10 protein-coding genes are annotated in these 15,572 nt (G+C 67.8%); 6 read left to right on the plus strand and 4 right to left on the minus strand.

Annotation, left to right across the window (positions count from 1 at the left end):
• Positions 1 to 123 precede the first annotated feature (123 nt).
• Positions 124 to 465, minus strand: a complete 342-nt coding sequence (locus tag TL10_RS28595) for a DUF2200 domain-containing protein (RefSeq protein WP_043988325.1) — start codon at positions 463 to 465, stop codon at positions 124 to 126.
• Positions 466 to 515: 50 nt separating this feature from the next.
• On the opposite strand from TL10_RS28595, the gene TL10_RS28600 reads away from it, so the two are divergent.
• From TL10_RS28600 to TL10_RS28615, 4 genes are read left to right on the plus strand one after another with little or no spacing between them, the layout of a single operon-like run.
• Entirely contained in the window at positions 516 to 3,944 is a 3,429-nt protein-coding gene (locus tag TL10_RS28600) for a TM0106 family RecB-like putative nuclease (RefSeq protein WP_043988327.1), read from the plus strand.
• Positions 3,941 to 4,456 carry a YcxB family protein gene (locus tag TL10_RS28605; protein ID WP_131630828.1) on the plus strand — a complete coding sequence of 172 codons (516 nt, stop codon included), beginning with the start codon at positions 3,941 to 3,943 and terminating at the stop codon, positions 4,454 to 4,456. The genes TL10_RS28600 and TL10_RS28605 overlap by 4 nt, the downstream gene beginning before the upstream one ends.
• Positions 4,453 to 5,811 carry an FAD-binding oxidoreductase gene (locus TL10_RS28610; RefSeq protein WP_043988330.1) on the plus strand — a complete coding sequence of 453 codons (1,359 nt, stop codon included), beginning with the start codon at positions 4,453 to 4,455 and terminating at the stop codon, positions 5,809 to 5,811. The genes TL10_RS28605 and TL10_RS28610 overlap by 4 nt, the downstream gene beginning before the upstream one ends.
• 33 nt (positions 5,812 to 5,844) lie before the next feature.
• Positions 5,845 to 6,453 carry a hypothetical protein gene (locus TL10_RS28615; RefSeq protein WP_043988331.1) on the plus strand — a complete coding sequence of 203 codons (609 nt, stop codon included), beginning with the start codon at positions 5,845 to 5,847 and terminating at the stop codon, positions 6,451 to 6,453.
• A 1-nt stretch (position 6,454) separates the two neighbouring features.
• Here TL10_RS28615 and TL10_RS28620 read toward each other — a convergent pair whose 3' ends face one another.
• Both TL10_RS28620 and TL10_RS28625 read right to left on the minus strand, forming a co-directional pair.
• Positions 6,455 to 8,110 carry an MFS transporter gene (locus TL10_RS28620; protein WP_043988333.1) on the minus strand — a complete coding sequence of 552 codons (1,656 nt, stop codon included), beginning with the start codon at positions 8,108 to 8,110 and terminating at the stop codon, positions 6,455 to 6,457.
• Positions 8,111 to 8,312: 202 nt separating this feature from the next.
• The gene (locus TL10_RS28625) at positions 8,313 to 9,599 is read right to left on the minus strand and encodes a Bcr/CflA family efflux MFS transporter (protein WP_082068116.1); all 1,287 of its coding nucleotides are present in this window, start codon (positions 9,597 to 9,599) and stop codon (positions 8,313 to 8,315) included.
• Between the two features lie 160 nt (positions 9,600 to 9,759).
• Here TL10_RS28625 and TL10_RS28630 point away from each other — a divergent pair, with 160 nt between their 5' ends.
• Positions 9,760 to 10,512, plus strand: a complete 753-nt coding sequence (locus tag TL10_RS28630; RefSeq protein WP_043395433.1) for a hypothetical protein — start codon at positions 9,760 to 9,762, stop codon at positions 10,510 to 10,512.
• Between the two features lie 187 nt (positions 10,513 to 10,699).
• Positions 10,700 to 14,422, plus strand: a complete 3,723-nt coding sequence (locus tag TL10_RS28635; RefSeq protein WP_043395435.1) for a multifunctional oxoglutarate decarboxylase/oxoglutarate dehydrogenase thiamine pyrophosphate-binding subunit/dihydrolipoyllysine-residue succinyltransferase subunit — start codon at positions 10,700 to 10,702, stop codon at positions 14,420 to 14,422.
• Here the strand turns inward: TL10_RS28635 and TL10_RS28640 are convergent.
• Positions 14,419 to 15,498: an MbnB/TglH/ChrH family RiPP precursor modification enzyme gene (locus tag TL10_RS28640; protein WP_043988337.1), complete on the minus strand. Its 1,080-nt coding sequence runs from the start codon at positions 15,496 to 15,498 to the stop codon at positions 14,419 to 14,421. The two genes, TL10_RS28635 and TL10_RS28640, sit on opposite strands and share 4 nt — an antisense overlap.
• Positions 15,499 to 15,572 lie beyond the last annotated feature (74 nt).

Below are 15,572 nucleotides of genomic sequence, written 5' to 3' on the forward strand. Positions count from 1 at the left end.
AAACTCACCGGAGGCCTCCTGATCTGCAACTGTGGCTCTACCGGAGCGAGTGTTCACCCGCCACCGGCAACCCACGTCCGATTGCAGCCCGAGGCCTTCGGCCTCAAGTCGCCTCCATACCGTCTAGGCGCGCAGCACCTTGTCCATGGCCTTGCCCTTGGCCAGCTCGTCGACCAGCTTGTCCAGATAGCGGATCTTCTGCATCAGCGGGTCCTCGACGTTCTCGACGCGGACGCCGCACACCAGCCCGGTGATCAGTGCCGCGTTCGGGTTCAGCGTCGCCGCGGCGAAGAAGTCCTCGAAGGTCGTCTCGGTTTTGAGATGCGCAGCCAGCGCGGCCTGATCGAAACCCGTCAGCCAGCAGATGACCTGATCCAGCTCAGCAGTCGTGCGCCCCTTCTTCTCCACCTTGTTGACGTAGTGGGGATAGACCGACGCGACGCTGGTGGTGAAAATCCTGCTCACTCCAGCCAAGGTAGCCCCGGTCTGTCGGCGGGCTGCCATATGGTGGCGACGTGTTCCTCAGTCCCGGCAAGCACTCCGATGGTGAGGACGCCGCTGTGATTTACAGCGCGTCCGACCTCGCCGCCGCGGCGCGCTGCGAGTACGCGCTGCTGCGCCGGTTCGACGGGCTGCTGGGCCGGGGACCGAAAGCCGTCGTGGACGACGATCTGCTGGCCCGTACCGCCGAACTCGGTGACACCCACGAGCAGCGGCACCTGGAACAGCTGGCCGCATCCGGGGACAACGTCACCACGATCGGCCGGCCGCGGCCGTACACGGTGGCCGGACTGGTCGCGGCGGCCGAGGCCACCCGGGCGGCGGTCGACCGCCGGGAGCCGGTGATCTATCAGGCCGCGATGTTCGACGGCCGCTTCCTGGGTTTCGCCGACTTCCTGATCCTGGACGACGGCCGCTATCGCCTGCGGGACACGAAGCTGGCGCGCTCGGTGAAAGTCGAGGCACTCCTGCAGCTGGCGGCCTACGCCGACGCGCTGGAGCAGGCCGGAGTGCCGGTGGCGCCGGAGGTCGACCTGGTGCTCGGTGACGGCACCATCGCCAGTTACCCAGTGGCCGAACTGCTTCCGGTATACCTGCCGCGACGGGTTGCGCTGCAGCGGCTGCTCGACGAGCACCGGGCCGGCGGGGCGCCGGTGTCGTGGGAGTCCCCGGAACTGCGGGCCTGCCATCAATGCGAGGACTGCGAAGTCGAAGTCCGCGAGCGGGATGACCTGCTGCTGGTAGCCGGCATGCGGGTGAGCCAGCGGGCCCGACTGCTCGATGCCGGGATCACCACCGTGCACGAACTGGCCGAACACAGCGGCGCAGTGCCGGGACTCTCGTCCCGCATCGTGGCGAATCTCGTCGGGCAGGCGCGGCTGCAGGTCGCTCCCCCGGTCGACAACAAGCCCCAGTTCGAGGTGATCGACGCACAGCCGCTCACCGGGCTGCCCGAACCCGACCGCGGCGACCTGTTCTTCGATTACGAAGGCGACCCGCTGTGGACCGAGAACGGCCGGGACTGGGGCCTGGAGTACCTCTGGGGCACCTTGACCGCGACCGGCGATTTCCACCCGCTGTGGGCGCATGACCGGGCCAGTGAACGGCAGGCACTCGTCGACTTCCTGGCGTTCGTGCGCAAGCAACGCAAGCGGTACCCGAACATGCACATCTACCACTACGCCGCCTATGAGAAGAGCACTCTGCTGCGGCTGTCGGGGCGCTACGGCGTCGGCGAGGCCGAGGTGGACGAGCTGCTGCGCAGCGGCGTACTGGTGGACCTTTTGCCGTTGGTACGCAAGAGCATTCGGGTCGGCACCGAGAGCTACAGCATCAAGTATCTGGAACCGCTGTACATGGGCGGCGAGTTGCGCGTCGGCGAGGTCACCAAGGCCACCGACTCCATCACGCAGTACGCGCGCCACACCGAACTCGAGGCGGCCGGGGAACACGAGGAAGCCGCGACGGTCCTCAAGCAGATCGAGGACTACAACCACTACGACTGCCGCTCCACACTGCGGTTGCGCGAGTGGCTGCTCGGGGTGGCGTGGGCCGAGGGCATCGCGCCCCGCGGGCCGGTCGGTGGCGGCCTCGCGCAACCCGAGACGGCGGTGCCGACCGACGACGCGACGCAGCGCGCCCTGGCGAAGTACGCGGGTGACGGCACCACGGCACGCTCGGACGAGCAGCAGGCCGTGGCCATGATCGCGGCCGCCCGCGGGTACCACCAGCGCGAGGAGAAGCCCTTCTGGTGGGAGCATTTCGACCGGATCAACAACCCGATCGACGAATGGGCCGACAGCACAGACGTTTTCGTGGCCACGACAACCCCGCACATCGCCGTCGACTGGAACACCCCGCCCAAGGCCCGCAAGCCCCAGCGCCAGGTGCTGCTGCGCGGCGAGATCGCCGCCGGCTCGATCCGGCCGGACGCCGAGGTGTTCGCCCTTTACGAACCACCTTCTCCGACAGGGCTTTCCGACGATCCGGACGTCCGCGCCGCCGGCACCGCGAAGGTTCTGGACTGCAACGAAGATGGCACCGAGGTGCTGATCATGCACCGGACCGGCAAGGACGGCGACGAGTTCGGCCAACTGCCCTTCGCGCTGACGCCCGGTCCGCCGCCGAACACCAAACCGCTGCGAACGTCGATCGAGACGACAGCCGGTGCGCTGGCTACCGGACTGCCGTCGTTGCCGCCCAATGCGGCGCTGGACATCCTGTTGCGGTCCACCCCGCGCACCCTGTCCAAGGGACCACTCCCCCGCACCGGTGACACGGCGCGGGATATCGTTGCCGCCCTGCGGGATTTGGACTCGTCGTACCTCGCGGTGCACGGCCCACCGGGAACTGGAAAGACCTACACCGCCTCGAAGGTCATGGCCGACCTGGTCAACCGCGACCACTGGCGCATCGGGGTGGTGGCGCAGTCGCACGCCGTCGTCGAGAACGTGCTCGCCAGCGTGGTCAAGGCGGGCGTGGACGGCCAGGTGGTCGGCAAGAAGCGTGCGCCCGAGGACGCGCCGTTCAGCGACGTCCCGGACAACCAATACGCGCGCTTCATCGAGGACAGCAATGGCTGCGTGATCGGCGGCACCGCTTGGGATTTCGCCAACGACGGGCGTGTCCCGCGGGGTTGCCTGGATCTGCTGGTCATCGAGGAGGCCGGCCAGTTCAGTCTGGCCAACACCATCGCCGTCGCACCCGCGGCGAGCAATCTGCTGCTGCTCGGCGATCCGCAGCAGCTGCCGCAGGTCAGCCAGGGCACCCACCCGGAGCCGGTCGACGAATCGGCCCTGAGCTGGCTGGTCGAGGGACGACACACCCTGCCCGCCGAACGCGGCTACTTCCTGGACGTGTCCTACCGGATGCACCCGGCCGTTTGCGCGCCGGTGTCGGCATTGTCATACGACAACCGGCTGCTGGCTGCCGAAAGTGTCAGCGGTGCAAGGAAATTGGCCGGGATCGAACCCGGCGTGCACCTGATGACCGTCGACCACGAGGGCAATGCGACCGACAGTCCCGAGGAGGCCGAGGCGATCATTGCGGCCATCGGCGGCCTGGTCGGCCGGCAGTGGTCCGACGAGGACGGCACGAAAAACCTTGAGCCCGAAGATATTCTGATCGTGGCGCCGTACAACGCGCAGGTGGTGCTGTTGCGCGAGCGGATGGACGCGGCCGGGTACGGCGATGTCCAGGTGGGCACCGTCGACAAGTTCCAGGGGCGGCAGGCCCCCGTGGTGTTCGTCTCGATGACGGCGTCGTCCATCGCCGAGGTGCCCCGCGGCATGGGCTTTCTGCTGAATCGCAACCGCCTCAACGTGGCGATCAGCCGCGCGAAGTACGCCGCCTACGTGGTGCGCTCGACGTATCTGACCGACTATCTGCCGTCAACCCCGGACGGGATGATCGAACTGGGCGCGTTCCTGTCGGTGACCGCATGACGATGCCGCCGCCGGGTCCGCAGGTGCCACCCGTCCATCACATCTGGACGGCCGGTCCGTCAGATCGCCGGCACTTCACGTGGCTGTCCACCCGGCGAGCCCTGACGCAGTGGCGACTGTGGTTGATCGTCGTGATCGTCGTCGGGTTCGCTGCAGCCGGCGCCGGATCCGTACCGGCGGCTATCGGTATCGCGGTCGTATCGCTGACGTTCTTCCTCGCCATGATTGCGGCGATGGCGTGGTTCCGCAGCTATCGAACGCTGGGGCACACCATGTTTCCCGGTGCACATTGGGCGTCGGGATTCGATGACTCCGGATTCATGGTGGCCAACCCTGGTGGCACCGTGACGATCGGCTGGGCTTCGGTCGTCGCGGTCAGACCCACCGCCGACATGGTGATGTTCCGAACCAAGACCAGCCGCTTCGGCGTCCCCAGCCCTCTCGTCCCACCGCCGGCGGTCGAATACGCCAAAGGCCAGATCGCTCGGCACCGGCCGCCACCACGCCCATGACCGACACCACCATCGAGCGACTCACCGCGATCGTCGGCGCGGGATACGTCACCACCGACGCCGACGTACTCGCCGGACGCGTCGTCGACCACACCGGCCGGTACCACGGCCGCGCACAGGCACTGGTCCGTCCGGGCAGCGATACCGAAGTCGCGGCAGTACTGCGGGCGTGCCGGGACGCGGGAACCTGCGTCACGGTGCAGGGCGGACGGACGTCACTGGTGGCCGGCACCGTCCCCGAACACGATGACATCCTGCTGTCCACCGAACGGTTGTCGGCGGTCGGCGCGGTCGATGCCGAGGAACGCCGAATCCGGGTCGGGGCCGGAGCTACCTGCGCCGCGGTGCAGCACGCTGCCGCGGCCGCGGGCCTGGTGTTCGGTGTCGACCTCGCGTCCCGCGATTCGGCGACCATCGGGGGCATGGCGTCGACGAACGCCGGCGGCCTGCGCACCGTGCGGTACGGCAATATGCGCGAGCAGATTCTGGGCCTCGAGGTCGCGTTGCCCGACGGCTCGCTGGTGCGCCGGCACAGCCAAGTGCGCAGCGACAACACCGGCTACGACCTGACCTCGTTGTTCGTCGGCGCTGAGGGCACGCTCGGGGTCATCACCGGCCTGGACCTGCGACTGCACCCGAAACCGCCACATCGGGTGACCGCGGTGGCCGGGTTCGACGACCTCGACGCCCTGATCACCACCGGACGCCGGCTCCGGGACACCGACGGCATCGCGGCGCTCGAGCTGATCGACGCGCGGGCCAGCACCCTGACCGCCGAGCACCTCGGCGTACACGCGGCCGTCGGTGGCGCCTGGCAGCTGCTGGTCGAAATGGCCGGCGACACAGACCAATCCGACATGCTCGCCTCGGCGCTGGACGATGCCGAGCTGACGGGCGAACCGGCGGTGGGCGTCGACGGCAGCGCGGCGCAGCGGCTGTGGCAGGTCCGCGAATCCATCGGCGAAGTGCTGGGCTGGTACGGCCCGCCGCTGAAATTCGATGTGTCGCTGCCGCTTTCATCGGTGTCCCGGTTCGCCGACGCGGCGGCAGCAGTGACCGCAGAGCACGCACCCGAGGCCATCCCCGTGCTGTTCGGCCACATCGGCGAGGGCAACCTGCATCTGAACCTGGTGCGCTGCAACGTCTCCGACGAGACCGAACAAGCCCTCTACACCGCGATGATGACGCTGATCGCCGACTGTGGCGGCAACGTCAGCTCCGAACACGGCGTCGGCACCCGCAAGCGCGACTACCTGACCATGTCACGCACCGACGCCGACATCGCCGCCATGCGCACCGTGAAGGCGGCATTCGACCCGACGGGCTACCTGAATCCCGCGGTGTTGTTCCGCTGATCCCGCCCACTTTGGCCGGTAGCGTCAAATATCGTGCGCAGATTCGCCCCGATCGTTGCCCTCACGTTGCCACTGCTTGCGATCAACTCGGCACCCGGCAGCCACGCCGCACCGTCGTGCGGCACCACCGATCCGAACCGCGCACCCGCGGTGATCACCGGGTTCGACGGCTACGCCCCGGTGAACCTCTGCGACTACGCCGGACCCAAGCACTACGGCTGGTCGTCGTACCGGTTCAAGACCGCCGGGGACGTGCACTGCGAGCTGTACGACGGACCGAACTCGTGGCAGTACTACTCCAGCATCACGTGCTGGGGGAAGCTGCCGGGCGTGCCCGCGGGCGTGACCCAGGTGGAGGTTGCGGCCGGCAGCGTGGCGACTTATGGCCAGGCTGATGTGAAGCAGAAGGAAACCCAGGACGGCAGCGTGCCCGTCGACCCCGCCAGTTACCGGGAGTTGGCGCCCGGCCAGAAGATCGTCGTACCCGGCGCCAAGGGGTCCGTCGACGAGAACGACGAAGTGTGCGCGACGGCAGGTGACGGATCACTCACCTGCGAGATCCAAAATCCTGGCGAAGCCTGGGGCCAAGACAAGAAGGCCCACGGTTTCGTGCTCTCGGCGCAGGGCAGCCGCGTCTACTGAGCTACATCGAGTGCAGGCCGTACACGCCCGGATCGGTGGCATCGTCGTCTTCGCGGTAGTGCCGGCCCGGTCGTGACGGCACGGGATCGACGTGCACCGGAATCGGTGAGGTGAGCGGCTCGTCGGGTTCGGCGTACCAGGAGTCCCGTGGTTCGGAGTCGTATACGGCATCGAACGCGGCGCGGTCGACGGTGTACTCGACGTAGTCGTCGTCATCGGGAAAGTAGTTGGGCTCGGCCGGTTCCACATACCGAGCCGGCGCCGCAGCCGGGGTCACCTGACCGCGCAGGAACATCGCGGCCACGACACCGAACAACGCGACGAACGCCGGCAGCAGCAGCGACTGCGACATCGCGGTCGCGAACGGCTCATGCAGGAAGGGCGGCAGCGTCACCTGTGCGCCCTCGCCGGCGGCCGGCCGGCCGCCGGTCGGCAGCTCGGCGCTGATCCGGGAGGTCATGTAGGCAGCCATGCCCGCGCTGCCCAGCACCGAACCGACCTGCCGTGTCGCGTTGTAGACGCCGGACCCGGCGCCGGCCAGCCGCGGCGGCAGGTTGCGGGTGGCGGTCGCCGCCAGCGGCGACCAGATGAACGCCATGCCGATGCCCATCGCGATGAAAGGCAGCACCAGCTGCCAGATCGGCGTCGTCGGGGTCAGCCCGAATGACAACCAGGTCAGCCCGATCGCCAGCGCCGAGAACCCCGACCCGACGATCGGCTGCGGCGGATAGCGGTCGATCAACTTGCCCACCAACGGCGCCAGCATCCCGGACACCACAGCCATGGGCGCGGTGAGCAGGGCCGACCGGGTCGCGCTCAGACCCAGCACGGCCTGGGTATGGAACATCACCGGCAGGATCATCGCGGTGACGCAGAACCCGATGGTGGCCACGGCCACGTTGGACAGGCAGAAGTCGTTGTCGCGGAACACCGTCAACGGAATCAGGGGCTCGTCCGGATTGACCGACTGCCAGTAGACGAACGCCGCCATGAAGCCCAGGCCGCCGAGGATCACCAGCCAGATCCACCAGGCCCAGTCATGTGTCTGCCCCTCCTGCAGGCCGAACACGATGCCGAACATGCCGACGCCGGACAGCACCACGCCGAGCACGTCGAACCGATGCCGCTCGGTGGGCAGCTGCGGGACCAGCACCCAGGCCAGAGCCAGGCCGACGATGCCGATCGGCACGTTCACGAAGAAGATCCACTGCCAGCCGAGGTGGTCCACCAGCACGCCACCGGCCAGCGGGCCGACCAGCGTCGCCACTCCGGCGGTGGCGCCCCACACGCTCATGGCCGCACCGCGGTGATCGGGCGGGAAGATGCGGGTGATCGTGGACAGCGTCTGCGGGGTCAACAACGCCGCACCCAGACCCTGCACCACGCGCGCGGCGACGAGCATCCCGATGCTGCCCGACAGGCCACACCACAGCGACGCCAGCGTGAAGACGGCGAGCCCGGCCAGGTACAGGTTCCGCGGCCCGAAGCGGTCACCGAGCCGGCCGGCGACCAGCAGCGGCACCGCATACGCCAGCAGGTAGGCGCTGGTCACCCAGATGACACCGTCGTAGTCGGTGCCGAGCTTCTGCATGATGACGACGTTGGCGACGGAGACGATCGTGGAGTCCACCAGGATCATGAAGAAGCCGAACATCATGGCCCAGAGGGCAATCCAGGGTCGACTGACCTGCGCAGCACTCACCGACAAACTCCGGCGAAAATCAACGTTTGCATGCAGTGGGTATCAAGTCCGGTGGCCGGCGGACGTGCCAGCCTCGACTTCGACGCTACGGACAGTCGCGGATCCGAACAAGTCAGCAGCTCGGCATGGCGCAAAGGAGCCTGAGAGCCCCGAGGGGCTAAGCCCGGTGGCGTTCGTGTCCCGACTCGCCCATATCCCCGACCGACAACAGCGCCAACAGCGCGACCACGACACCCGTCGTCATCACCGCCGCGAGAGCCAACTCACCGTTGCCCAGTGCGCCGACGAGAGGTGCCACCGCCGCGCCGAGACCGAACTGGGCAGCACCCAGTGCGGCCGCCGCGGTGCCGGCGGCATCAGGGTGACGGGCCAGTGCGACGGCAGGTGTGTTGGGAATCACCAGGCCCATCGCGGCCAGCATGGCCCAGACCGGAATCAGGAAAGCGGCCAGACCACCCACGTGCAGGAACGCCAACGCGACGAAACCGAGGCCGAACACCGATGCGGCGACCAGCGCGACGAGAGCGATCTTCTGCGGCTCGAACCGGCGCAGCAGCACGACGTTGAACTGGGTGGCACCGATCAGCGCGATCGCGCCGGCGGCGAACACGAGGGCAAAGGCCTGCTGGTCCAGACCGTAACGCCCCTGCAGCACGAACGCGGCACCCGCGATATACGCGAACAGGCCCGACATCCCGAGCGCGCCGACGATGACCAGCACGACGAACCGGACATCGCTCAGCACCTCGACGTAGGTGCGCAGAATTGCCCGCAGTTGCAACGGGCGCCGGTCTTTGACCGCCAGTGTCTCGGGCAGGGCCAGCACCGCCACCGCGAGGATCGCACCACCGAGCACCGCGAGTGCGGCGAACACCCAGTGCCACGAACCGCGCAGCAGTACCGCCGCGCCCAACGAGGGCGCCAACACCGGCGCCACGCCCAGGACCAGGATCAACCGGGACATCACGACTGCGGCGACCGACTCTTCGAACAGGTCACTCACGACCGCGATGGCCACGACGGAGGCTGCGGCGGCGCCCACGCCCTGCAGCGTGCGAGCCACACCCAGCACCTCGATGTTCGGCGCGAACAGGCACAGCACCGAGGCCGCCATGTGTAGCAGGATGCCGGCGACCAGGGGCCGCCGACGGCCCAGCGCGTCCGACAGCGGGCCGACGATCAGCTGCCCCAGCGCCAGCCCGCCAAGCGTCCCCGTCAGCGTCAGCTGCGCCACCGACGACGACAGCCCCAGCTCAGAGGCGATACGCGGCAGTGCGGGCAGGTACATGTCGATGGTCAGCGGGCCGAGCGCGACCAGCAGGCCCAGCACCACGATCATCCGGGTGCGGCTCGGCGCCGGACGTACCTCCGGTGCTTCGGGGAGCGCGCCACTACTGGCGGCGTCACCTACCGCTGTCAGATCCACAAGGGGCGATGCTGCCATGAATATGGTTAGCAATGCATACCGGTTTTTTCTTCCCGGCAAACCAGGCAGGTCCAGATGCATTTACCGGCTCAGCCGGTGCCGGGCACTCAGATGACGCGCCGATCGTTGACCACGCGATAGCCTGAAATCCTGAGTACGGAGATGGAGAGGCCGGCCGATGAGTGCTCGCTCCAGCATGAAGGGGCAGTTGCCTGTGAAGCATGACGCCCGCGACGAGAATCCTGGCGCCGCCGCCAAGGCACTGTCGCACATCCTCGAAGGCGGAGCCCGGGTGCAGGCGCCGGCCGTGGCGGCCTACGTGAACCGGTTGCGTGAACACAAACCCGGCGCCACCCCGGCCGAGATCATCGCCAAGCTCGAGACCCACTACCTCGCCGCGACCATGGCCAGCGGCGCCGCAGTCGGGTCGGCCGCCGCCTTCCCCGGCATCGGCACCCTCGTCGCGATGTCGGCGGTCGCGGGCGAGACCGTGGTGTTCCTCGAAGCGACCGCGGTGTTCGCCCTGGCGGTCGCCGAGGTGCACGGCATCCCGGTCGATCAGCGGGAACGCCGGCGCGCTCTGGTGCTCGCGGTGCTGGTCGGCGATGAGGGCAAGCACGCCATCGGGGATCTGCTCGGCACCGGCCGCACCAGTGGCGCCTGGCTGGCCGACGGCGCGGCGACCGTGCCACTGCCGGCTGTCTCCCAACTGAATTCACGGCTGCTGAAGTTCTTCGTGAAGAAGTACGCGCTCAAGCGTGGCGCCATCGCCTTCGGCAAGCTGTTGCCGGTCGGCATCGGCGCGGTGATCGGTGGCGTCGGCAACCGGTTGATGAGCAAGAAGATCATCGAGAACGCCCGCGCGGCGTTCGGGCCGCCGCCGGCGCGGTGGCGGCAGACACTGCACGTGCTGCCCGAGGCGCGGGATTAGCAAACTCTCCGTGGTGCTCAGGCACCAATACTTGACCATTCACTGACTTCCGCCGACCAAGGAATCGACCGACGGGTTAGCCTTAGGCGGCACCGGGGCGGGCGACCGCCAACACAACATATGGCGGGCTATGCCGGGCTGAGGTCCAGCGCTCGTCGGGCAGAAGGAAACGAGGCGAATAGCGGCCGTGAGCACATCACCTTCACCATTCGGTCAGAACGAGTGGCTGGTCGAAGAGATGTATCGCAAATTCCGTGAGGACCCGTCCTCGGTGGACCCGAGTTGGCACGACTTCCTACGTGACTACAACCCCGAACCCATAACGGACACAACGGATTCCGTCGCCGTAGTAGCCCCGGCACCCGCCGCGGCACCTCCGGCCCCGGCACCCGCGCCGGCCGCACCGGCACCTGCCGCCGCGCCCGTTGCTGCCGCTCCTGCACCCGCGGCACCGGCCCCGGCCAAGGCCGCTCCCGCCAAGGCCGCTCCTGCGCTGGTGGTGGCCGAGGACTCGGAGACGCAGGTGCTGCGCGGCGCCGCGGCCGCCGTCGTCAAGAACATGAACGCGTCGCTGGACGTGCCGACCGCCACGAGCGTGCGTGCCATCCCCGCGAAGCTGATGATCGACAACCGCGTCGTCATCAACAACCACCTCAAGCGCACCCGCGGCGGCAAGATCAGCTTCACCCACCTGCTGGGCTACGCGATCGTCCAGGCGGTCAAGCAGTTCCCCAACATGAACCGGTACTTCGCCGAGGTGGACGGCAAGCCGTCGGCGGTCACGCCGGCGCACACCAACCTCGGTCTGGCCATCGACCTGCAGAACAAGGACGGCTCGCGCCAGCTCGTCGTCGCGGCCATCAAGCGTTGCGACACAATGCAATTCGGCCAGTTCATCGCGGCCTACGAGGACATCGTCCGGCGCGCGCGGGACGGCAAGCTGACCGCCGAAGACTTCAGCGGCGTCACCATCTCGCTGACCAACCCGGGCACCATCGGCACCGTGCACTCGGTGCCGCGCCTGATGCGCGGTCAGGGCGCCATCATCGGCGCCGGCGCCATGGAGTACCCGGCCGAGTTCCAGGGCGCCAGCGAGGAGCGCATCGCCGAGCTCGGTATCGGCAAGCTCATCACGCTGACGTCGACCTATGACCACCGCATCATCCAGGGCGCCGAGTCCGGCGACTTCCTGCGCACCGTCCATCGCCTGCTGCTGGACGACGCCTTCTTCGACGAGATCTTCCGCGAGCTGGGCATCCCCTACGAGCCGGTGCGCTGGCGGATCGACAACCCGGACTCGATCTCCCACAAGAACGCCCGCATCATCGAGCTGATCGCGGCCTACCGCAACCGCGGCCACCTGATGGCCGACATCGACCCGCTGCGTCTGGACAAGACCCGCTTCCGCAGCCACCCCGACCTCGACGTCAACACCCACGGCCTGACGCTGTGGGACCTGGACCGCGAGTTCAAGGTCGACGGTTTCGCCGGCAAGCAGTTCATGAAGCTGCGCGACGTGCTGTCGGTGCTGCGCGACGCCTACTGCCGCCACGTCGGTGTCGAGTACACCCACATCCTCGAACCCGAGCAGCAGAAGTGGCTGCAGGAACGCGTCGAGGTCAAGCACGACAAGCCCACGGTCGGCGAGCAGAAGTACATCCTGTCCAAGCTCAACGCCGCCGAGGCCTTCGAGACCTTCCTGCACACCAAATATGTTGGGCAGAAACGCTTCTCGCTGGAAGGCGCGGAGGCCGTCATCCCGATGATGGACGCCGCCATCGACCAGGCGGCCGAGCACAACCTCGACGAAGTGGTCATCGGGATGCCGCACCGCGGCCGCCTCAACGTGCTGGCCAACATCGTCGGCAAGCCGTACTCGAAGATCTTCAGCGAGTTCGAGGGCAACCTCAACCCGGCCCTGGCACACGGCTCCGGCGACGTGAAGTACCACCTCGGCGCCACCGGCCACTACCTGCAGATGTTCGGCGACAACGAGATCGACGTGTCGCTGGTCGCCAACCCGAGCCACCTCGAAGCCGTCGACCCCGTCCTCGAGGGCCTGGTCCGGGCCAAGCAGGACCTGCTCGTTGGTGACGAACACGACGACAGCGACGCACACGGCCGCTTCTCGATCATGCCGATGATGCTGCACGGCGACGCCGCGTTCGCCGGCCAGGGCGTGGTGGCCGAGACGCTGAACCTGGCACTGCTCAAGGGTTACCGCACCGGCGGCACCATCCACATCGTGGTGAACAACCAGATCGGATTCACCACGGCGCCAACCGATTCGCGCTCCAGCGAGTACTGCACCGACGTGGCCAAGATGATCGGCGCGCCGATCTTCCACGTCAACGGCGACGACCCCGAGGCCTGCGCCTGGGTGGCACGGATCGCGGTCGACTTCCGTGAGGCGTTCAAGAAGGACGTCGTCATCGACATGCTGTGCTACCGCCGCCGCGGCCACAACGAAGGCGACGACCCGTCGATGACCCAGCCGTACATGTACGACGTCATCGACACCAAGCGCGGCGTCCGCAAGACCTACACCGAAGCCCTCATCGGCCGTGGTGACATCTCCATCAAAGAGGCCGAGGATGCCCTGCGCGACTACCAGGGCCAGCTGGAGCGGGTCTTTAACGAGGTGCGCGAGCTCGAGAAGCACACCATCGAGCCCAGTGAATCGGTGGAGTCCGACCAGACCATCCCGCAGCGCCTGCTGACCGCGGTCGACAAGTCACTGCTGGCCCGCATCGGCGACGCGCACCTGGCGGTGCCCGAGGGCTTCAACGTCCACCCGCGCGTCAAGCCGGTGCTGGAGAAGCGCCGTGAGATGGCCTACGAGGGCAAGATCGACTGGGCGTTCGGCGAGCTGCTCGCCCTGGGCTCGATGGTCGCCGAGGGCCGCCTGATCCGGTTCTCCGGTCAGGACACCCAGCGCGGCACGTTCACCCAGCGGCACGCGGTCCTCATCGACCGCACCACCGGCGAGGAGTTCACCCCGCTGCAGCTGCTGGCCACCAACACCGATGGCACCCCCACCGGCGGCAAGCTGCTGATCTACAACTCGGCGCTGTCGGAGTACGCCGCCGTCGGCTTCGAGTACGGCTACTCGGTCGGCAACCCCGACGCCATGGTGCTGTGGGAAGCCCAGTTCGGTGACTTCGTCAACGGCGCCCAGTCGATCATCGACGAGTTCATCAGCTCGGGTGAGGCCAAGTGGGGCCAGCTCTCCGACGTCGTGCTGCTGCTGCCGCACGGCCATGAGGGCCAGGGTCCGGACCACACGTCGGGCCGCATCGAGCGGTTCCTGCAGGTGTGTGCCGAGGGTTCGATGACGGTCGCCATGCCGTCGACCCCGGCCAACTACTTCCACCTGCTGCGCCGGCACGGCCTCGACGGCATCCACCGGCCGCTGATCGTCTTCACCCCGAAGTCCATGCTGCGCAACAAGGCCGCGGTCAGCGACGTCAAGGACTTCACCGAGATCAAGTTCCGCTCGGTGCTCGAAGAGGCGACCTACGAAGAAGGGGTCGGCGACCGGGCCAAGGTCACGCGAGTGCTGCTGTGCAGCGGCAAGCTCTACTACGACCTGGTGGCACGCAAGGCCAAGGACAACCGAGAAGACATCGCGATCGTGCGCATCGAGCAGCTGTACCCGCTGCCCAGGCGCCGTCTCGAAGCCACCCTGGCCCAGTACCCGAACGTGCAGCAGTACTTCTGGGTGCAGGAAGAGCCAGCCAACCAGGGCCCCTGGCCGACATTCGGCCTGAGCCTGCCGGAACTGCTGCCGGACCGCCTCACCGGCATCAAGCGCATCTCGCGCCGGGCCATGAGCGCGCCGTCGTCGGGTAGCTCGAAGGTGCACGCCATCGAGCAGCAGGCCATCATCGACGAGGCCTTCGCCCCCTAACGCCCGAACGTGAGCTTGGGTGCGAACTTCCGGCGGAACTTCGCACCCAAGCTCATTTTCGCGAGACTGTGCGCTCGCTTGTGGGCCAATACGGCCCCCGCAACCGCGACCCGGTCTGCGTCGAAGCCCGGTGGTGGATCAGCCAGCCCGAGCAGCCCATTCAGCAGGTGACATTGCGCGACGGCGAGCTCGTGACGAGTTGCCTCAGGGACGTGCGGTGCCGGCACGCTCGGATACCGGGGCAGGCCAGCCGCCCAGGGACTGACTGTGCCTGCGGATTCGCGGCCGACAGCGGACCGGATGGCCGAGAGCTCCCCCGCGAGCACGTCCACTGCCGGATAGGCGCCGTCGCGTTCCAACATGACGGCGGGCAACACGGTTCTGCTCGCGAGCTCGGCGAGCAGCTCCAAGATCGGCTCGGCCACGTCGGCGGTGTGAGTGTCGTGCCAGATGCCGTCGCGCAAGGCGCCGCCGGCGACGTGGACATAGGCGATTCGTTCCAGCGGCAGTGTTTCGAGCGCATCGAGAGGGTCCGCGCCGAAGTTGACGGCCGAGGTGTAGAGGTTCGCGACATCGAGCAGCAGGAGCGCGCCGGTGCGTTCGGCGATCTCGGCCAGGAATTGGGCCTCGGTGAACTCGCGGTCGGGCCATTCCAGCACTGCCGCAACGTGCTCCAGCGCCAGCGGGACACCGAGCGCGTCTTGGGCGATTCGAACGTTCTCGACGACGACATCGAGGGCCGCGCGGGTGCGCGGCACCGGCAGCAGGTGCCCGGCCTCGCTGCCACCGGCGCGCACGAAGGCGATGTGCTCGCTGACCAATGGCGCATCCAGCGCCGCCGCACATGCGGTGAGGTGCGCCAGGCGGGCCGGCTCAGGCGCCTGCGCCCCACCGAGCGAGAGCGAAACACCATGTGGGACAACGGGAATTCCACGGGCTCGCAATGCCTGTAGAGAGTCGGGCAGTCGCTCGGGCTTGATGCCTTCGGCGATCACCTCGACGAACTCGACGCCGGGCAGCCGCTCGATCGACAAGTCGATTTCGGGGCGCCAGCCGATACCGATCGCGGTGCTCATCCTCCGCAACCCCCGCAGCCTCCACAACCACCACCGCCACAGCCACCCCCGCCGCAACCGCCCCCACCGCCGTC

This window comes from Mycolicibacterium llatzerense (genome assembly GCF_000878195.1).
GTDB classification, from domain to species: Bacteria; Actinomycetota; Actinomycetes; order Mycobacteriales; family Mycobacteriaceae; genus Mycobacterium; species Mycobacterium llatzerense.